The sequence below is a fragment of the Leptospira kobayashii genome (assembly GCF_003114835.2).
In the GTDB taxonomy this organism is placed as follows: Bacteria; Spirochaetota; Leptospiria; order Leptospirales; family Leptospiraceae; genus Leptospira_A; species Leptospira_A kobayashii.
Genome location: NZ_AP025028.1, coordinates 792,032 through 810,457, shown reverse-complemented (window position 1 = coordinate 810,457; position 18,426 = coordinate 792,032). Strand labels below are relative to the sequence as shown.

The following is an 18,426-nucleotide window of genomic DNA, read 5'->3' as shown; positions in this document are numbered from 1 at the left end:
GTTTAGCCTTTTTCCGACAGCAACATTTTTTCAAGAAGAGCCGAGGGGTTCTTACTTACGATTAACTTCTCTTTTTGTATCGGGTTTAAAAATTTTTTAAGAACCATCTCGTCCAGAAAACGAAGCAGAGTATCATAATACCCGTTAGTATTCAAAAAAGCGCACGGCTTGTTGTGGTATTCCAATTGGCTCCAGGTAAATACTTCGACGATCTCTTCCAAAGTTCCTATGCCGCCCGCCATTGCGACAAAACCGTCGGACAATTCGGCCATTTTTGCTTTTCTTTCATGCATGGTCTCAACTACGAATAACTCTGTTAGGCGATTGTGCGCGATTTCCTTCTTTATCAGTTTATGAGGAATAACGCCGATCGCTTCCCCTCCCAATCTCAATACCTCGTCGGCAATCCTTCCCATCAGACCGCCGCTTCCCCCTCCGTAAACAAGTCCGATGTTTTTATCCACCATAACTCTTGCTAAATGGTCGGAAGCTTCTCCGAATTCGGGATCTGTTCCGAAATTTGATCCGCAAAACACCGCAATTCTCTTCATGATTTGACTATCCTTCGCCCGATCATCCGCAGATCCCGATTATCTACTTCCAATGATAGATATAAAATCTTCCGCCCATTTTTTATATGGGACACATTTCCTTCCGCCGGAACAATTTGATACGGGGGTTCGCCAGAAAGAAATCTTTTCGAAATTATTAAAGCCGTTGATCGAACAGCCGTTCTCACCTAACAAAGTGTTTCCTTTGCAAGCAGCCGGAACCGAAGGAACGGAACCGAACCAGGAAGCCAAGTCTCCTTGTAATTTCAAACTGATGGAATGTTCCAACCATTTGTAAGCGCAGTTTATATGTTTCGAATCTATATGAAGCATAGTTGTGTCCGCCCAACCTGTTGCACCTTCTACGGGAATCACGGAGGAAACAGGTTGTTTTTCACCGGCGAGCATATTTACCTGGAAAGGCCATGTGGAAGAAGCTACCAGATTTCCTTTTTTGAAATCATCCACTTGCACCATCGCATCATGCCAATATTTAGGAACAAGTTGTCTTTGTTTTTTCAGTAAATCAATCACTGCTCCGTATTGTTTTTCATCCAATTCATACGGATCGGTGATTCCCAGTTCCGGTTTCGTATGTTTCAAAAAGAGTGCGGCATCAGCGATATAAATTGGGCCGTCAAACGCTTGTATTCTGTTCTTATTGGATTTGCCATCGGGAAGTTTTTGTTCTTCAAATACCACAGTCCAGCTGGAAGGGGCCGTTTTAAAAATTTTGGTATTGTACATAAGAACGTTAGGTCCCCATTGATAGGGAACTCCGTAATGTTTTCCTTCCACAGTGTGCCAGGCTGCATTTTGCAAACGAGAATCCACCGATTTCCAACTGGGAACCAAGTCGATATTGATCTCTTGCACTTTTCCACTTGCCACCAAACGAAGAGAAGCATCTCCGGAAGCGGTAACCAAATCATAACCACCCTCATTCATAAGTGCGATCATTTCATCCGAAGTAGCTGCCGTTTTAATGTTCAACTTACATCCGGTTTCTTTTTCAAAACCGGTAACCCAATCATAAGATTTGTCGGTTTCTCCCCTTTCGATATAACCTGGCCAGGCAATAATGGAAACTTCTCCTTCCAAAGGTCCTATCTCGATCAGCTTGGATTCTTTTTTTCCACAAGCAGCCGTTAGGCCAAAAGCCAAAACCGCGACGGAAGATATGATAATATAATTTCTTTTCATGTCCTTTCTCTCCTGATGGTTCTATTTTTGTATGGAAACAAATCTAAGGCAAACTGTCCTTATTCCAAGCCTTTTAAAAAAAAGCTGTGAATTTTCCATGAAAAGTATAACAATCAATCTTTATGAAATCCATCCGGGACAAATCTCTCTTTAAAAACAAAAATTACATCGGCGGCGATTGGATAGATGCGGATTCGAAAGAAACTTTAACCGTAAAGAATCCCGCTTCTCTTGAAATCCTAGGAACCGTTCCCAAATCGGGAAAGAAGGAAACGGATCGCGCCATCCAAGCGGCCAAAGAAACCTTCCCTTCCTGGAGAAAAAAAACCGCAAAGGAAAGATCGAATATTTTATACGAATGGTTCCGGCTTATTTTGGAAAACAAAGAAGACCTTGCGGAAATCATGACTTTGGAACAAGGAAAGCCCATCGCAGAATCCAGAGGAGAAATCGTTTATGCGGCTTCGTATCTCGAATGGTTTTCGGAAGAGGCGAAACGTACTTACGGAGATATCATTCCTTCTCACAGAACGGACACCCGCGTTTTCGTTTCCAAAGGACCGATCGGAGTGGTGGCGACGATCACTCCTTGGAATTTTCCTACGGCAATGCTCGCACGAAAAATCGCACCGGCACTTGCCGCAGGCAACACTGTAGTATCCAAACCCTCGGAACTAACACCTTACTCAGCTTTGGCGCTTGCCGTATTGGGAGAAAGAGCAGGGATTCCCAAAGGAGTTTGGAATTTGGTGACAGGCGATCCCTTTGCCATCGGAGAATCCCTATTGCAAAATAAAGATGTTCGAAAGCTCAGTTTCACAGGTTCTACAAAAACGGGACAATATCTCATGGAAAAATCGGCACCCACTCTAAAAAAACTCTCACTTGAGTTAGGTGGGAATGCTCCTTTCATCGTATTTGAAGATGCGGATATGGATGAAGCTATCAAAGGAGCCATGTTATCAAAATATAGAAATACGGGACAAACTTGTATATGCGTGAACCGTTTCCTGGTTCAGGATTCGATTGCGGAAGAATTTGCGACCAGACTGTCCAAGGAAGCGGCCAAGTTAAAAGTCGGATCCGGTTTGGAGCCGGGTGTAGAGCAAGGTCCGTTGATCAGCGAAGCCGCATTAAAAAAAGTGGAAGCTCATGTACAGGATGCGGTTTCCCAAGGCGCAAAAATTCTCACGGGCGGCAAAAAACACCTGCTTGGCGGCAATTTTTACGAGCCGACCGTTTTATTTCCGATCAACAAAGATATGTTGGTTTTCAAAGAAGAAACGTTCGGTCCGGTATCTTCGATTATGACATTTTCTTCCGAAGAAGATGCAATCGCAAAAGCAAATGATACCGAATTCGGACTCGCTTCCTATGTTTATACGAGAGACATCTCCCGTATCTTCCGGATGACGGAAAACCTGGAATGCGGAATGGTGGGTGTCAACGAAGGAGTTATCTCCTCGGAGCAAGTTCCTTTCGGAGGAGTGAAGTTTTCAGGAATGGGCCGGGAAGGTTCCAAATACGGGATGGATGATTATACAGTAACAAAATATATTTGTTTGGGTGGAATTACATAATCGTAAACGTAAGTTCTGGACAGAGCGATCTTATGATCCAGCCAGTTCGTTCAGAACTTCCGTCAGTCCACCTAATATTAGTTTACCGCCAGACTGCGAGATGGAAAATTCCAGCATCAGATTGATCGCATTCCCGAAATCCTCATTGAGCAGATAACCGTTTGCATCCATTTTATAACCGGAATCATGATCCGTAGTGGGAATAATCTCCGCGGTAATTTGATGCAAAGGAACCAAACTGTTTCTGTATCCCCAGATCTTTTTTCCCAAGGAAAACCCGTATCCGATTTCGAATGCAGTTCCGTCATCCGTGCAAGCACCTCGAAAAAAATTGCAATTGGCAATGATGATATCCGATTTGCGGATCAATTCGCAATTCACTTCAAAGATCCGTTTTGCCATGGAAAGATCTCTTTTCATTTCGGGAGGTAGCTCTCCATCTAATGGAGTAAATGCGACAAACCCTCTCGATTCGCAAAGTCGTTTGTGATTTTGCAAAACTTGGTAACCATCCGGCAAAAATACTTCCGGACCTGCGAGATAGATGGAAAGGGATTTCACTTATATCTTGAACTTATCTGTTATACTTCTGAGTTTATCCGCATTATGAGAGAGCGTTTTTGCAGAAGCTGACATCTGTTCTGCGCCGGAGGCGGTACTAATCGTATGTTCGTTGATTTGGCTGATCACGTCATTGATTTCCATTACGGCTTTTTTCTGTTCATCCGTTGCCAATTTCACCGATTCAGCTTCGGAACTTACAGTTTGCACATTATCCGTTACAACACGATTGATATTTTGTTGAGAGCCGGTGATCGAATACAGTTTGTCCATGGCAACGGTGACTTGTTCCACATTTTTGATGATTGCATGAATCATTTCCGTCGAAGACTGAATCCCTTTCGCACCGGTATCCAACTCCCCTCTGTTTTTGGAAATCATTGCCGAAATGGATTTGATAGCGGATGCGGTTTTTTCCGAAAGTTTGGAAATCTCTTCCGCAACAACTGCAAATCCTCTTCCCGCGTCTCCTGCCCTTGCCGCTTCGATACTCGCGTTCAATGCCAATAAACTGGTTTGATCCGCAATATCATTGATGATTCCTACGATGGCTGTCATTTCGCCGGAAGACTTTAGAATATTGGAAATCATTTGATTCATCCCCGACAAAGACTCTTCTCCTTTTTTTGCCTGCTCGGAAATAGATTTGGCTTGGTCCAGAGTATTCTGGATTTCTCCTCCCACATAATTAATGCTAGATGAAAGTTCTTTTATTTTTTCCCTAAAGCCAGAAACATTTCTATACTGATTGTCCGTTGACCCGGAAATATTTTCCATTCCTGCGGAGATTTCTTCCAAAGTTGCCGACATCTCTTCCACGGAAGCTGCCGTCGATTGCGCAGTGGAAGAAAAACTTTCCGAACTGGAAGAGAGCTCTTCCGCCGAAGAGGCCAATTCATAAGAAATCTTTTGAATCTCATTTATGGAATGTCTCAAACTCTCCAGAAAAAGATTCGTATCTTTGCTTAAGCTTCCCACCTCATCGTTGTTATAAATCTTGAGTTCGGTAGTAAGATCGCCCGTAGACATGGACTTGAACAACTGACTCGCTTCCTGCAAAGGCAACAATCTGTGATTTAGTAATTTATAAATAATAAAAATCGAAATGATCAGAAAAACAAACGCGCAAGCCGCAATTTTAAATAACATCTGCCTTACTACATTCGTCACATCGTCTTTGGACATAACAGCCATTACGGATATCTGACGGTTTTCCAATCTATAGATCGAAGCGATTTTCGCTTTTTTGAAAAAATACTCCATGGACTCACCCGATTTCATAGCCAGAAGTTTTTTTCCCCAATCCGTATTACTCGCGTTAAATTTCAATATCAGGGATTTGTCCGGATGAGCAACCACTGTTCCGTCAAATCCGGTGATTGTGATAAATCCGTCGGTTCCGATTTTAACACGCGAAACAAGTTCTCCCGTAACCGAAGAAAGCGACAAGGAAAGCCCCAGGATGGCGATTACTTTGTCTCCTCTTTTGATCGGAACGGTAAGTAAAGCAACAGGCTCTCCCGTCACGGGAGAAGCTCCCACTTTGCTCAAGAACACATTCCCGGCTAACGTCTGTTTTATATTATCGTCGAAGTTTTGTCCCCCCCAACGAAATCCCAATGCTTTTCCCGTGGAATCGGCAAAGATCAAGGGATTGGATTCGGGAGTCGAAATGAAAACATTTTCGTACACCTTCATTTTCTGAAAAAGAACGGCAAGGATCTCATTCAGAGTTTTTGCAGTCCTGGTTTCAACGGCACTGATAACGACCGGATTGGAAGAAATAAATTCCGCCAAATCCTCCTGGTTTTTAAAAAACTGATCTACCCTGTCACCGGAAAGCCTTGCAATCTGCTTGATTTCGTCTACGTAGGCATCTTTTACATATTCCGTGGCGGTAGTATAGGCAAATGCCGAAATACAAACGGTAAGCAGAATCGCAGTTGCTGCAATTGTAATCAGTAGAATTGTTTTTAAGCTGGATCGATTCATATCGGATATTCCAAAGAGAAAACAGATATTAACCTGTTTTCATATGTTGTCAATAAAATTCCTCCGAAAACGGAGAATAAAACATAACAAACGTTACGTCATTTCGAGCATTCAGGCGGAACATCGATCGCTGCTATCTGAAAAAGAATGTTCAAAACCTTGTATTTCAAGTATTCCTTCAGAATACTTGACTCTCTGGAATTTTTGCTTTTGCGCCTCCCCGGATAGAGGTGATTTTTCTTTGAACTGAATTTGGAATTTACTATCGGTCTCCCAAGAATAACTTCCGCTATACGATTCTTGCGCAAGTGCTCCCTCATCAAATAATTTTTTCGTATAAACAAAAGTTCCATCCTCAAAAAACGAAAATTGGTCCAACGGGCCGTAAGCACCTGGACTCGGGCCGTACCAAGTAACCTTCGTTAAAATATTCCTTTTTGTTATACCTGCAATTTCATTGAATTTATATCTTCCTCGCAGTATTTCCAAATCCTGATCGTTCAAAAGTTTGTTTTTATAAGCGGGTTTGCTTTTAATCGCCTTTTGCAACAACTTATAAATTTCATTTTCATCTTTTACATCCTCGCATTGACTCAACAGGATCGAATATGTACAAGCCAAGTTATAATTGGCAAAAGCGTCCGTTGGAGAATGCTTAAGTGTTTCCGAAAAATACTCAATCGCCTTCGGGTAATCCTTTTTGTATAAGGCATCAATACCTTTTTTATTTGAGTTCGTGTTTGTTTGCGCGGAAAGGGCAAAACTTATCAAGGTGAATGAAACGATGATTCGAATCATGATCGAAGACTCTCCTGTGAGATGTTTAATTTTTAGAACGGAAGACGCGGGCTCGTGATTAAGCATATAATTAGAGTTTTGTTTTCCTCGGGACGATCACGGCCCGGTGGATACGCAGCGGACATTATAGGAGCTCGCTTTATTTGCGTCGTTTTTCAGAAGGTTTTCCGAACCCACATTCATATGAACCACCCAAGCTTCCGTTACGGAAGCCGATACCGTAGTGGAAGTCCAATATCCTGTCGTAGCGGTAACGCCGGGAAAATAAGTCGTATTGATCGGCACCGAAGTATTTGTAAAATTAACGATTGATTTGAGTTCGGATACGGAAGGAAGCCTCCAGATTCTATTGGATAGTGAAAGAGTGTTACAGGCATTTAATGCGGAACTCCATATCATGGAAGTGGAACTAACTACCGTTTGGCACACACTGCCGGAAAGGCCCATACCACATTTCTGCCACACGAGTCCCGTATTGATATCCGTTACAGTTTCATCTCCGTTGTCACGAAACATTTCCTGAGGTATATTTCCTCCTTGAACACAACGGGCCCGGTTCGTATTTGCTTGCGAAGTTCTTCCCGTAACACCCTCCGAAAGGGAAAGATACCATGCATCTGTTGAAGGAGACATCGCAAAAGAATCTCTTGTCCATTGCCCTCCCCCTGCAGCTCCGGGAAAAAAAGCGCTGTAGGTTGCGGGGATCGTAAAATAATTTACGATCGTACTGAGTTCCTTAACGGATGCAAGTTTCCATCCTTTTTTATTCGCATAACCGTTGCCGGAGTCCAAAGAGGCGCAGGAAGTGCCCGCGCCGACCCAGGTAAGATCGGCAGCACCGGAAGGAACATCACAGCTGGAGGCAATAAAAGGAACGTTTTCATTGCAGGTTTTCCACACAAAACCGGTGTTATTGTCTGTGGTGATATAATCCGAAGAGTTCACCAAAGTTGCGGAAGTGAAACTGGGAGTAGTTCCGTTTTGCAATTTTCCGTCCTGTCCGGAAGAGGAAGCCAGAGAACAATTGCTATCCGAAGTACCGCTTCCGTCCCAACATTGAGTCTGGCCCGTTTTCAGAGGGGGCTTTCCGAAAAAAGTCAAACTGAAACTATAACTCACACTCCCTCCCGAATTCGATGCCTTTACCGTATAAGTCTGAGCCAAACCCGCATAACTAGAGTAAGTTCCCGAGATAACACCGTTTCCCGTTCCGATGGAAACACCTTCCGGCAAAGCAGGTAGGATGGAAAATGTAAGCCCGTTTCCCGTAACGGAAGGAGAAAGCGAAATAACGCTACCATTTGCAAAAGAAGAAGGGGAACCGGGATAACGTAAGGCCGAGGGAGGTGTTTGCAGAAAAGTCTTTCCACAGAACGAATCACCGTTGTCCAATAGGGATTTTATGAAAACGAAATTCCTGTAACGTCCACCTATGGGGTCACAGATATTTTCCAAAGCAACGGGAGAACAATCGGCAAAATACAGTGCAACTAGAAATACGACTGCCTTTCTGCCGAGAGATGCTTCCATTTTCCAAAACTGTATTTCAAAACCGAATTCGGTCAATAAATTTCGGGACCTAAAAACCGGAAATGCCAAGTAAGTGTTAGATGGTTGTAGCTTGGGTGAGAAAGTCTTTGAACTGGTCCAAATGATTTGTAAAATAAACGGGCTTTGCCGCTTTTCCGTCTTTCAATAAAAATACAAATCCTTGGTCGTAAAATACAACTTGTTCCAGATCCTGGGATTGATATGTATAACTCGCATTACCCGAATAAAAAACGAATTTTCCGTCTTCTTCTTTTAAAATCGCAGAACCGACTCTTTTGAAATTACGCAGATCTTCTTCACTTGTATCGGAGTCACCCAAGTCCTTGGATCCGAAAGGAATTTTTCCGGAATGATCGAAATATAAAATTCCATCCATTTCGAATTGAACTATTTTGGCAGGCTCGGGCGGTAAAATCTCGGAAAGACCTTCTCCCGTTTCTTGCAAAATCGTGGCTTTTTCCACAACGGAAGGTTTGGGTTCGGGACTACGCGCATAACTCAGGCTTGGTTCTTCCCAGGCTGGCCTACGGTCTGCAATTTCCCTTTCTCTCCGAATTCTTTCATCCAATTGAGGGGAAACGGTAGAAGGAGGAGTTCTTCTATAGGCAGAACTGTACCCGCTCCCCGCAAAATCCCTTTGGTCCGGACGGGATCGTTTGGTATTTTGGTCATTTTTTTGCGATTTGGGGCTGAGAGATACGTACAGAAAACAAAGAACCCCAACCAAAATCATCCCGAAGGCTGCATACAACATATCAGTTTGATTATCTTCCCTTTTGCCGAATCTCTTAATTACATTTTTTCTTTACAAGCCTAAGCGATGGGAAACCCTTCCCTTATGTTCGAAGAAGAGCCTAGTTCCCTCAAAGACAAAGTCATTAGAGGACTTGTCGGTCTGTTTTTATTCATTCTGGTTGGTATGTTGATTGTTACGTTTCTGCCGGGCGACGCAGAACAAAGTTTTATAGGCGCACTTACCGGTCAGTCTTCTACAAAGGCCGGCTCGATTGCAGGCAGATCGGTTCCCATCGATTATTTCAATGCGGCACGAAGAGACTGTTATTATAGATACCAACAGTATTCCAAAGAAATGGCTTCCAATCCCGAAATGATTCAGTCCTGCGCGTTCTCCACCATACGAGAACTTTATGTGGCAAATGATATTGCAACTGCGGTAGGATACAAAGTTTCCGAAATCAGCATCAAACGGGAACTCTCCAACCAAGCCCGTCAAATTCACAAAGAATCATCTTCTCAAGCAGGATACGGAGAAGAAGACACAAGAAGTCTTTCTCAAATTTACCAACAGATCCTAAACTCCGCTCCTATGAACTACCGTGTGGATTCCGCTACAGGAATGTCCCTTTTCCCTGTATTCTTAGAACAAAAATGGAATCCTACTTCCGCTGAAAAACAAATCGATACGGAAGCAAAGTCGGCAAAAATTTCCTTTCGCATCCTTTCTTTTACGGAAGTCAATCTTCTGAACCAATTGGAATCCAAGATCCAAATCCCGGACGCAGATTTGCTCGCAGAGTATGAAAAGGAAAAAAAAGAGGGAAATCTCTCCAAAGATTCCTCAGGAAATATTCCTAGTTTCGAATCCAGAAAATCCATCCTGACTTCCAAGCTCAAATTTGATCGCAAAAGAAAAGAATTGGAAATTTGGAAAAAGCGCATTCAATCGCTGTCTAGTGCGGAAAACGCTCTGGAAACCATTTCTAAAGAAGTCGGTCAACCGATCGAAACCATCCCGGCGACCTTTCTGGGAGACTTAAAACAGGTAAAATCCTCGAAAGGAACGACCTATCATTTGGCAAGCGACCCTAAATTTTGGGAAGAACTTTCGTCCAATCCTTTCGGTAAGAAAAAAGTGACAGGCCCTTTTACAGACAACGACAAACAAATTTATGTAGAATTTGGGGATTTCACCCTCTCCAACACTCCGCAAGCTCCTCTTCCCCAAAAAGAAGAGAACCAGATGGCTGATTTTATAAAACAAAGACAACTTCTTAGCTTTTTTCTTGAAATAAACCAGTCCCTCTCAGGAGAATACAACATCGAGAAGCAAAAGGCACTCTCCGTAGAATAATGCAAATCAAAGCCGACTTTATCAATCCCTTCCTGGAAGCTGCCACCATCGTTTTTCGCGATGTACTGCAGCAAGATTTAATCCGAGGGAAGATCGCCATCAAGGATAGCCCTGCCCCCTCACATGAGTTAGCGATTGTGATCGGAGTTGTAGGTTCTTTCAGCGGTGAAGTCGTTTACAGCATGAATTACGATGCAGCGTATAAGATGTCCCGCAAATTGGTGCCAGGACTTTCCGATGAAGATGTGCAAAACGAATACAAAGACATCTTAGGTGAAATTGCGAACATGACAACCGGTAATGCGATGAATATATTCACATCCGCCGGTCAATCCGTAGAGATCACTACACCTAACATCCAGGAATCGAAAACCACTTCGGTTCGGTTCAATAAAAAACCGACTCTCTCCATCAACTTGTATTCCAAGTTCGGACGGATTGAAGTCAACGTAGCGATCGCTTAAATCCCAAGCGGAACTTCAATCAATCGTCTTCTTTCTTTGGCATCTTTTCTGAAATCGTTGCCCGGGACGAGTTCTTTATTTTCCGATTCCTGTAAATAGAGATCGTAGTATTTTTTAGCTCTTTCCAAATCCCTTTCGACCCAAGCGCTTTCATAGATCCGTCCCGCATAATAGTACGCAGTCGGTCTATCTTTCGAATCTTTGAATTCTTTGATCAACTTTACCAAATGGTGTAATGCCGGACGATATTCCTGTTTTCGGAAAAGTAAAACCGCAATGGCAAGATGAGTGCGAGGTGTAAGTTCGGGATGAACCGGAAATGAAGTAACTAACTTCAAATATTCTTTATAAGCTTTTTCTTCCGACTCAGGTTGGTTCATCCGATCCAAAGAGCGTGCTAATTCAAACTGAGATTTGATTTTTGCATCCGGGTCTTCTATTTTTTCTACGAGCCCCGTTCCCTCTTTGTCTTTGGAATCTAACCCGAATAAGTTGGTGTTTTCCGTTCGGGAAGGATCTACTTTTTTTCCTTCCTTGGAATAAGATTCGGTGAATTCGGTTTCCGCATTTTTCTTTTGGTTACGTGCAAGGAATGCCTTTCCTCTTTGGAAAGGGGCTTCCGACGGATCGGGAACATCGTCTTTTCCTTTTTTCTTTTTTTTGGGTTTTGCGGAAGTTTCGGAACCTGAATTGGTTGCAGAAACGGAGCTAACGCTCGAACCGGGAGGATTGTTTTTCACGGAAGCAGCCGTGGTGGTTCCGGTATTGGAACCTGTTTCTTTTCCGGTGCTTACAATGGTAGATGAGACGGAAGAAGATGTATTATCTCCCGTAGAATTGGAATTCGGTGAAGTCGTTTCGTTTATTTCAGAACCATCTAACTTGAGTTTTTCGGGAAAAGGAAGAAAGATCTCTCCGTTCGGATCCGGGCTTTGCGAAAAGACAGAAGGCACAAAAAAACCAAGAATCAAAAAGGAAACAATCAATGGAAACTTGGTCTTAAGGATCATTTTATTGAATCAAAATGCAGACGGATTTATTGTCTAGGAACTCTTTCCAATTCTCTGGGTTTGCGCCCTGTGGATTCGCTTGCGGGAGAAAGGGAAGGAGTCGTTGTAGTTTCTCTTTTCTTTTTTTCTGCGATTTTCTTTTCCAATTGATCCACCCGGTCCAACATTTTTTTGAACCTAAGATCCTCTGCCGTATCCAAATCCACATTGGATGGACTAGCAGTAGGAGAAACTCTTTGCGGTTTGGCAGACAGATCGGGATTTCCACGATCCAGTTCTTTCGGAGCTCCTTTCCCCATCTCTTGCAATTCGTCCGTATTTTGCCAAGCGCCTATCTTTTCCACGTCCACAGGAGAAGGAATCAACCCGTCTCCGGAAGGAGTGGCAAGAGGAGGAAGGGAAGTATCTTCCGCCTTCCTATTTCTAAAATCATATTCTTTTCCTAAAAAATCGGACTCTTCGGGATAAGTATTTTGCGTAGGATTTGTTCCTTCTCTCTCACTGATAAAATCAAACTGCATCTTACGATTGCTTTCATAAGAAAGATCTTCCGGATTCGTCATCTGTACGTCTTTTCTTTTGCGGTTATAATCCCTTTCCACTTCCATAAGAAAGAGAGATCGTGTATCCTGTGCTAGTTGGAGTCCCTGCGGTTTTGCGCCTTCCCAACCTTTGGACCAACCGGTATAAATCGCCATGATCAGAAAAAATATAAAAAGCCCGATCGCTATTTTTCGAAGCAAACTTTGGATTTGAGGAGGGATCTTGTCGACAAGAGAGTCGACGGCACCCAACATCTTTTTCGTATCTACATTGACTTTGGGAATGTTTATATTTTTAAGATCTACCATATTAATCTTCCACAATCTTAAAGACAACTCTTCTGTTCTGAGCCCGTCCCTCTTCCGTTTTGTTGTCCGCAACCGGAACGGAAGGGCCGAATCCTTTTGTAGTCAACCTTGCTTCGTCCATCTTATGTTTAGACTTCAGATAATTGGCAACGGAAACCGCGCGTTCCACCGAAAGTTTTTTATTGGCAACTTCACCGCCCACATTGTCCGTATGGCCTTCAATGACTACCTTCAGCCTTTCGTTTTTTTTCAGTAAGTTCGCCAAACGATCCAGCTCCGGTTCTGATTCTTTAACCAGTTCCACGGATCGGAAAGCAAAAAACAGGTTGTTGAGAACGATTTCGTTTCCTTTTTTAATTTTCGGCAAAACCAAAAGAACCGTTTTTTCATGTTCTTCCTTTTCCTTACCCACCAAATTTAGGTTTTGTGAAACGGGAAGGTATCCGTCTTTTTCTCCGTAAAATCCGTAATTTTCTTCATAAGGGAGGACAATGGAAAATTCGCCTGTTTTAGGATCGGATATGGTGGAACCGATTCCTTTCTTTTTGGTAAGGGATTCGTAAGTGACGGAAGCACTCAAAGGTTTTCCTTCTTCATCAACCACTTTCCCTTTGATCACTACCACAGGTTCCGGTTGGAAGGATCTTGGAATCGCAGCAAGATACAATTCTCCGTCACGCGATACATAAGCCCAGTTTCCTACGGCAGGAATGGAGAAAAAATTCACACCACGCAAGTTAGGTGACAATTCCTGAGGTTCCGACCAAAGGTTCCACTGATCGTTCAATCTGCGAGTAACGAAGATGGAAACTCCTTCCTTTCTCCCCGACGATGAAAAATACAATGTTTTGTCATCCGATCCGAGAAACGGTGCCATCTCTTCCTCGGCGGTATTGAGTGTCGGTCCTAAATTGATTCCTTCTTCGAACACACCCGTGTCGGATTGAAACGTAACGTACAAATCCAATTTTCCGTAATTTCTTTTTTGTTGTGCGGAGTAAACGATGGTTCTTCCCGTAGAAGAAAGCGCAGAACCGCCGAACACCTGTTGGTTTGGATTTTCCGGTTTTCTATACCAATTATAAAAGGACGGGAAACTTATAGTAACAGGATTCGACCAACCTGTTTCCGTTTTATAGGATTTATAAAGAGGGGCTCTGCTTTGGATTTTTTCGGTGCGTTCCCTGTATTCGTTTTCCAATTTTGCCAAACGAAAATGAAATTCTTTCGGATTGTTTGCTTCTCTGGAAGCCTCTTGAGATTTGAGAAGCATCTCTCTTTTCAGATTTTCCAACATTTCCTCTTCACCGAAATTCCCGAAAACAAATAATTCGTTTCCTCCGGGCAATGCGGAAATCACTGCAGACGGCAAACGGTTGTTTAATGGTGCCGCCATTTGTTCACCTGCCATCCAAAATCCGTATTGATCCCGTTTGGCGGCCCAGATCTTTTGAGTGGATCTTGCCCCTTCCCGAATGAGTGCCGTCCAAAATAAAACCTTACCGTCAGGAGTACATTGAGGGTTAAAGGAAAAATGTCCGCCTGTTACATATCTGGGTATTTTTTTCAAAGTCCAATCGGGAACTTTGGAAGTTTCCAAAGGATCGATTTCATAACGGATGGGGGAACAAGTCTCTCCGTTCACATCGCATAGGATTCGGATTTTTTTTCCGGTCAAGAGTGCGAGCTCTTCCTGCAAAGGACTCGGCTGAAGTCGGAGGATTTGTTTCTCCAGCTTCAGCAAATGGCCCGTATTGATCACTTCTCCGAACAGTACTTGCATACCGTTTTGAGTGCTTTGAGAGCTAATTAGCCCTCCCCCGAGGACAAAGAGTAGAATGATTACAATCCTGACCATATCATACGAAATGTCGGTTGAAAACACAGTTTCCCTTAGAAAATTGGCAGTATGATCTCTGCAACCAACGTAACCGTGTCTTTCGGCAAAAAACCCCTATTTGAGAACGTCTCCATTAAGTTCAAACCTGGGTGCCGGTACGGACTGATCGGAGCCAACGGATCCGGTAAATCGACCTTTATGAAGGTTCTGGCGGGGATTCTGCAACCTTCCAATGGCGCAGTTGCTGTGGACAAGGACATGAAGGTTGGTTACCTCAAACAAGATCATTACGAATTCGAGACCGAAACCGTTTTGGGAACAGTGCTCCGGGGAAACCCTGAACTTTGGGCTTTGATGCAGGAAAGAGATGCCATTTACTCCAAAGAGGAAATGACGGATGAGGAAGGAATCCGGATCTCGGAGATCGAAGAACAGTTTGCAGATCTAGGCGGGTACGAAGCGGAGTCCATCGCAGGAGAACTGCTCGAAGGACTTGCCATTCCCACAAGCACGCATACAAAACCTTTGAACTTTCTAACAGGCGGTTTCAAATTACGGGTGTTACTCGCCCAAGTGTTATTTTTAAAACCAGATATTTTGCTTTTGGACGAACCTACCAACCACTTGGATATCAAAACCATTCACTGGCTGGAAGAGCTACTTACAAATTATAACGGTGTGGTCATCGTGATCTCCCACGACCGTCACTTCATCAACTCGATATCCACCCATATTGCGGATTTGGATTATAATACCATCCGTGTCTTTCCCGGAAATTACGATGACTTCATGACTGCTGCGGAACAATCCAGAGAACAACTATTAAGCGATAACAAACGGGCCAAAGAAAAAATCAACGACTTACAGGATTTCGTTTCCCGTTTCTCCGCCAACGCAAGTAAATCCAAACAAGCGACTTCCCGCCAAAAGATGATCGAAAAAATCAAAGAAGAGATGGTGGATGTAAAACCTTCTTCCCGAGTCGCACCGTACATCCGGTTCAAAGCGAAAAGAGTACTTGGAAAAGACGTATTCGAAGCAATCAATATTTCAAAATCTTACGATGATCTGCAAGTGATCAAAGATTTCAGCGTTTCCATCTCCAAAGGAGAAAAAGTAGGAATCGTAGGAACAAACGGTGTGGGAAAAACTACTCTGCTTCGTATGCTGATGAAAAAATTGGAACCGGATTCCGGTCAAGTGAAATGGGGTGATTCCGTGGAAGCGTCTTATTTTCCGCAAGACCACCGTGAGGCGATAGAACCTGACGCAGATACACTCATTGAATGGTTGCTTCGTAACGCTCCGCAAGGAACGGAAGTCCAGGAGATCCGGGCGATTTTAGGAAGAATGTTATTTTCAGGAGATATGGCCAACAAATCCACCAAAGTTTTGTCAGGTGGTGAGAAGTCGAGAATCATCATCGGTAAGATGATCCTTGTGGGTGATAATGTGATCGTTTTGGATGAGCCTACAAACCACTTGGACTTGGAAACGATCGAAGCATTGAACTATTCCCTATCCTTATTCGAAGGAACCGTGTTACTCGTATCCCATGACCGTGAATTCATCTCCTCTCTTTGTACAAGAATCATCGAAGTCACTCCGGAAGGAATCAATGACTTCAAAGGAACTTACGAAGAGTTTCTGGAAAGAGAAGGCGCTGATTTTTACAAACGACTTGCAGGCGGATCTGTCGCATCAGGATAGAAGTTTCAGTTCTAAAACAACCGATTCTTTTTCCATTTCCTATTTTTAAAATTTATGAACTTACGAATCGGAAACTATTTAGAAGCGAGAAAACACTCGGAGCTCATTGCCAAATGGTACAAACAGGAATGGAATGTGCCTGAAGAACTTACAATAGAAAGACTGGATAGGTTCCAAAATACGATTCCTTTCCAGGTTATCGTTTTTAAAGACGAGATTCCGGTCGCCACCGGAGGAATTTATAATGAAGTCGGTCTCTTCAAAGAATTTCCCCATTACAAAGCAAACCAACCTTGGTTGGCATTGTTGTACACTATTCCCGAATGCAGGGGCTTAGGGATAGGAACCTATCTATGCGATTTTTTGGATCGCGAGTTGATTGGATCCGGATACAAAGAATATTTTCTATTCACTAGCACTGCCGAAAGTCTATATCTCAAACAGAACTGGGTGCCTATTGATCGTGTCATTGATCGAGGCAAACCGACTGTCATTATGAAAAAAACATTACTCTGATCGGGGACCTATGGATACGAAGGCGCATTACGACAATCATCTGGGAAATTTTTATTCATGGATGATAGGCGACTTCTCCGTAAAACAAAACGAATTTCAGGATTTTTTAGAAGCCAACCGTATACTCCCCCAATCTTCCCAACTGGCGATTGATCTTGGTGCGGGAAACGGAATCCAATCGGTTTCCCTTGCCAATTTAGGTTTCTCAGTAAAAGCAATCGATTTCAACAAACAATTGCTAGATGAATTAAGAACAAATAGTAAAAACTTGAAAGTCGAAATTTTCGAAGAAGATATCAGGGAGGTTGCAAAGTATGCAAACCTACAACCTGAGTTGATTCTTTGCTGCGGAGATACGATCACTCATCTCGATGACAAGAATGACATCCGGGAACTGATTACGTCCATACACAAAACATTACCGCCAAATGGGAAGTTGATTCTATCATTTAGGGATTATTCACAAACTCTTACCGGATATGATAGATTTATCCCTGTGAGAAGCGATGAAAATAGGATCCATACTTGCTTTTTAGAATACGGAGAAGAGTATGTAACCGTAACGGATCTATTGCACGAAAAAACAGAGACAGGTTGGAATCAAAAAGTTTCTTCTTTCAAAAAAGTAAGGATCACTACGCAAGACATATTAGGATTTTTGGAAAATCACTCTATGAAAATCATATTCAACAAACCGGTAAATCGTTTAACTACGATTATTGCTTCGAAGTAATCGATAGCCTGCGGAGTATATCGCAAAGAACCGGGAAATCACATCGTTTACGATAATTTTCCGAACAATCCGTTTTGCTAAATCCCGAACACTTTCTTTGCATTCGTATACACAAACCGTTTCAAAGAAGGTAAAGGCAAATCCAATTCCATTACCTGATCCGTACATTTTTTAAAATCCAAATGAGGAAAATTAGTACCGAACAATACCTTGCTTCTGCCCGATGTCTTCATATAATCCAATAATTGTTTAGGATAATAAGAAGGTAGGTAAGCCGACGTATCGATATAAACATTTTCATGTTTCATACAAAGACCGATCATTTCGTCCGTCCAAGGATATCCGATATGACCTCCTACAATTTTAAGTTCGGGAAATGTCAAGGCGACTTCATCCAGATAAGGTACAGGCCTTCCCGGTTCGGAAGGCATCAGTGGCCCGGTTTGCCCTACTTGGGTGCAGAAAGGTATTCCTAACTCAATGCACTCCACATACAAAGGATAATAGAGTTTATGATTGGGTGGAAGATTCCAAAGCCAAGGCAAAACAAATAATGCTTTGAAACCGTAATCTTTCACAGCGCGACGAAGTTCTTTCACCGCCTCTACCGGTTTTGATAGATTGACCGTCGCTACACCCACAAAACGATCGGGGTAACGACTCGTAAATTCAAACACCTGTTCGTTGGTACAAACCCACCCTTCCGGCCGACACCAGGCACGCAAAAGGATTTTTTCAATGCCTGCCTGATCCAAAAGAGCGATAGTCTGTTCTGCTGTGAGATTTTTTTCGGAGTAACCGCCTGAGCCGGATCGTTTGAACAAAGAGGCAACTTCAGGCATCTTTTCATACATGGAAACAAGTGCCCTTTGAGTCCAAACATCGATGATAGGAGGTTTTTCCATTCTGATTCCCCTTCCTTTCACAATCAAAGAAAACTATTTCAAAAAAGCAAGTTTATTAGATATCTAACT

The 18,426-nt window shown here is 43.0% G+C and carries 17 protein-coding genes; 6 read left to right on the top strand and 11 right to left on the bottom strand.

Annotation, left to right across the window (positions count from 1 at the left end):
* Positions 1–2: 2 nt before the first annotated feature.
* Both DI077_RS03670 and DI077_RS03665 read right to left on the bottom strand, forming a co-directional pair.
* Positions 3–551 (bottom strand): LOG family protein, encoded by a 549-nt coding sequence (locus DI077_RS03670; protein ID WP_109020766.1) that lies wholly within the window; start codon positions 549–551, stop codon positions 3–5.
* 39 nt (positions 552–590) lie between these two features.
* Entirely contained in the window at positions 591–1,754 is a 1,164-nt protein-coding gene (locus DI077_RS03665; protein ID WP_109020767.1) for an ABC transporter substrate-binding protein, read from the bottom strand.
* Between the two features lie 122 nt (positions 1,755–1,876).
* Between DI077_RS03665 and DI077_RS03660 the strand changes: the two genes are divergently transcribed.
* Positions 1,877–3,334, top strand: a complete 1,458-nt coding sequence (locus DI077_RS03660; protein WP_109020768.1) for an NAD-dependent succinate-semialdehyde dehydrogenase — start codon at positions 1,877–1,879, stop codon at positions 3,332–3,334.
* 30 nt (positions 3,335–3,364) lie between these two features.
* Here the strand turns inward: DI077_RS03660 and DI077_RS03655 are convergent, their stop codons facing one another.
* The 5 genes from DI077_RS03655 to DI077_RS03635 all read right to left on the bottom strand — a co-directional run bounded on the left by DI077_RS03655 (position 3,365) and on the right by DI077_RS03635 (position 8,990).
* The gene (locus DI077_RS03655; protein ID WP_109020769.1) at positions 3,365–3,895 is read right to left on the bottom strand and encodes a nucleoside 2-deoxyribosyltransferase; all 531 of its coding nucleotides are present in this window, start codon (positions 3,893–3,895) and stop codon (positions 3,365–3,367) included.
* Complete coding sequence (locus DI077_RS03650; RefSeq protein ID WP_109020770.1) at positions 3,896–5,887, bottom strand: methyl-accepting chemotaxis protein; 1,992 nt, start codon at positions 5,885–5,887, stop codon at positions 3,896–3,898.
* 111 nt (positions 5,888–5,998) lie between these two features.
* Complete coding sequence (locus DI077_RS03645; RefSeq protein WP_135354903.1) at positions 5,999–6,685, bottom strand: tetratricopeptide repeat protein; 687 nt, start codon at positions 6,683–6,685, stop codon at positions 5,999–6,001.
* A 96-nt stretch (positions 6,686–6,781) separates the two neighbouring features.
* Positions 6,782–8,215: an Lcl domain-containing protein gene (locus tag DI077_RS03640; RefSeq protein WP_135354904.1), complete on the bottom strand. Its 1,434-nt coding sequence runs from the start codon at positions 8,213–8,215 to the stop codon at positions 6,782–6,784.
* 76 nt (positions 8,216–8,291) lie between these two features.
* Complete coding sequence (locus DI077_RS03635; RefSeq protein WP_109020773.1) at positions 8,292–8,990, bottom strand: LIC_11490 family protein; 699 nt, start codon at positions 8,988–8,990, stop codon at positions 8,292–8,294.
* Between the two features lie 66 nt (positions 8,991–9,056).
* Between DI077_RS03635 and DI077_RS03630 the strand changes: the two genes are divergently transcribed.
* Together DI077_RS03630 and DI077_RS03625 are read left to right on the top strand one after the other, a co-directional pair.
* Positions 9,057–10,328 carry a hypothetical protein gene (locus tag DI077_RS03630; RefSeq protein ID WP_242935343.1) on the top strand — a complete coding sequence of 424 codons (1,272 nt, stop codon included), beginning with the start codon at positions 9,057–9,059 and terminating at the stop codon, positions 10,326–10,328.
* Positions 10,328–10,792, top strand: coding sequence for a chemotaxis protein CheX (locus DI077_RS03625; protein ID WP_109020775.1), 465 nt, complete (start codon positions 10,328–10,330; stop codon positions 10,790–10,792). Before DI077_RS03630 ends, DI077_RS03625 begins: the two co-directional genes overlap by 1 nt.
* Here DI077_RS03625 and DI077_RS03620 read toward each other — a convergent pair.
* The 3 genes from DI077_RS03620 to DI077_RS03610 are packed head-to-tail and all read right to left on the bottom strand — an operon-like array spanning position 10,789 to position 14,511.
* Positions 10,789–11,802, bottom strand: coding sequence for a tetratricopeptide repeat protein (locus DI077_RS03620; protein ID WP_109020776.1), 1,014 nt, complete (start codon positions 11,800–11,802; stop codon positions 10,789–10,791). The two genes, DI077_RS03625 and DI077_RS03620, sit on opposite strands and share 4 nt — an antisense overlap.
* Before the next feature lie 26 nt (positions 11,803–11,828).
* On the bottom strand, positions 11,829–12,653 hold the full coding sequence (locus DI077_RS03615) for an LIC_11485 family protein (RefSeq protein WP_109020777.1): 825 nt from the start codon (positions 12,651–12,653) through the stop codon (positions 11,829–11,831).
* A gap of 1 nt (position 12,654) precedes the next feature.
* The gene (locus DI077_RS03610) at positions 12,655–14,511 is read right to left on the bottom strand and encodes an OmpA family protein (protein WP_109020778.1); all 1,857 of its coding nucleotides are present in this window, start codon (positions 14,509–14,511) and stop codon (positions 12,655–12,657) included.
* Between the two features lie 51 nt (positions 14,512–14,562).
* On the opposite strand from DI077_RS03610, the gene DI077_RS03605 reads away from it, so the two are divergent.
* Genes DI077_RS03605 through DI077_RS03595 form a run of 3 tightly spaced genes read left to right on the top strand, consistent with a single transcriptional unit; the run spans position 14,563 to position 17,452 of the window.
* Positions 14,563–16,203, top strand: a complete 1,641-nt coding sequence (locus DI077_RS03605) for an ABC-F family ATPase (protein WP_109020779.1) — start codon at positions 14,563–14,565, stop codon at positions 16,201–16,203.
* Positions 16,204–16,257: 54 nt separating this feature from the next.
* Positions 16,258–16,719: a GNAT family N-acetyltransferase gene (locus DI077_RS03600; protein ID WP_109020780.1), complete on the top strand. Its 462-nt coding sequence runs from the start codon at positions 16,258–16,260 to the stop codon at positions 16,717–16,719.
* 10 nt (positions 16,720–16,729) lie between these two features.
* Positions 16,730–17,452 carry a class I SAM-dependent methyltransferase gene (locus DI077_RS03595; RefSeq protein WP_109020781.1) on the top strand — a complete coding sequence of 241 codons (723 nt, stop codon included), beginning with the start codon at positions 16,730–16,732 and terminating at the stop codon, positions 17,450–17,452.
* Positions 17,453–17,529: 77 nt separating this feature from the next.
* On the opposite strand, the gene DI077_RS03590 is transcribed toward DI077_RS03595, so the two are convergent.
* A complete protein-coding gene (locus DI077_RS03590; RefSeq protein ID WP_109020782.1) occupies positions 17,530–18,357 on the bottom strand; it encodes an amidohydrolase family protein in 828 nt (275 codons plus the stop codon).
* Between the last annotated feature and the right edge of the window lie 69 nt (positions 18,358–18,426).

What these genes read in the sequence shown, in the direction of transcription:
- DI077_RS03670 (WP_109020766.1), bottom strand. Translation starts at nt 551, where the DNA reads ATGAAGAGAATTGCGGTGTTTTGCGGATCAAATTTCGGAACAGATCCC.
- DI077_RS03665 (WP_109020767.1), bottom strand. Translation starts at nt 1,754, where the DNA reads ATGAAAAGAAATTATATTATCATATCTTCCGTCGCGGTTTTGGCTTTT.
- DI077_RS03660 (WP_109020768.1), top strand. Translation starts at nt 1,877, where the DNA reads ATGAAATCCATCCGGGACAAATCTCTCTTTAAAAACAAAAATTACATC.
- DI077_RS03650 (WP_109020770.1), bottom strand. Translation starts at nt 5,887, where the DNA reads ATGAATCGATCCAGCTTAAAAACAATTCTACTGATTACAATTGCAGCA.
- DI077_RS03645 (WP_135354903.1), bottom strand. Translation starts at nt 6,685, where the DNA reads ATGATTCGAATCATCGTTTCATTCACCTTGATAAGTTTTGCCCTTTCC.
- DI077_RS03640 (WP_135354904.1), bottom strand. Translation starts at nt 8,215, where the DNA reads ATGGAAGCATCTCTCGGCAGAAAGGCAGTCGTATTTCTAGTTGCACTG.
- DI077_RS03635 (WP_109020773.1), bottom strand. Translation starts at nt 8,990, where the DNA reads ATGTTGTATGCAGCCTTCGGGATGATTTTGGTTGGGGTTCTTTGTTTT.
- DI077_RS03630 (WP_242935343.1), top strand. Translation starts at nt 9,057, where the DNA reads ATGGGAAACCCTTCCCTTATGTTCGAAGAAGAGCCTAGTTCCCTCAAA.
- DI077_RS03625 (WP_109020775.1), top strand. Translation starts at nt 10,328, where the DNA reads ATGCAAATCAAAGCCGACTTTATCAATCCCTTCCTGGAAGCTGCCACC.
- DI077_RS03620 (WP_109020776.1), bottom strand. Translation starts at nt 11,802, where the DNA reads ATGATCCTTAAGACCAAGTTTCCATTGATTGTTTCCTTTTTGATTCTT.
- DI077_RS03615 (WP_109020777.1), bottom strand. Translation starts at nt 12,653, where the DNA reads ATGGTAGATCTTAAAAATATAAACATTCCCAAAGTCAATGTAGATACG.
- DI077_RS03610 (WP_109020778.1), bottom strand. Translation starts at nt 14,511, where the DNA reads ATGGTCAGGATTGTAATCATTCTACTCTTTGTCCTCGGGGGAGGGCTA.
- DI077_RS03605 (WP_109020779.1), top strand. Translation starts at nt 14,563, where the DNA reads ATGATCTCTGCAACCAACGTAACCGTGTCTTTCGGCAAAAAACCCCTA.
- DI077_RS03600 (WP_109020780.1), top strand. Translation starts at nt 16,258, where the DNA reads ATGAACTTACGAATCGGAAACTATTTAGAAGCGAGAAAACACTCGGAG.
- DI077_RS03595 (WP_109020781.1), top strand. Translation starts at nt 16,730, where the DNA reads ATGGATACGAAGGCGCATTACGACAATCATCTGGGAAATTTTTATTCA.
- DI077_RS03590 (WP_109020782.1), bottom strand. Translation starts at nt 18,357, where the DNA reads ATGGAAAAACCTCCTATCATCGATGTTTGGACTCAAAGGGCACTTGTT.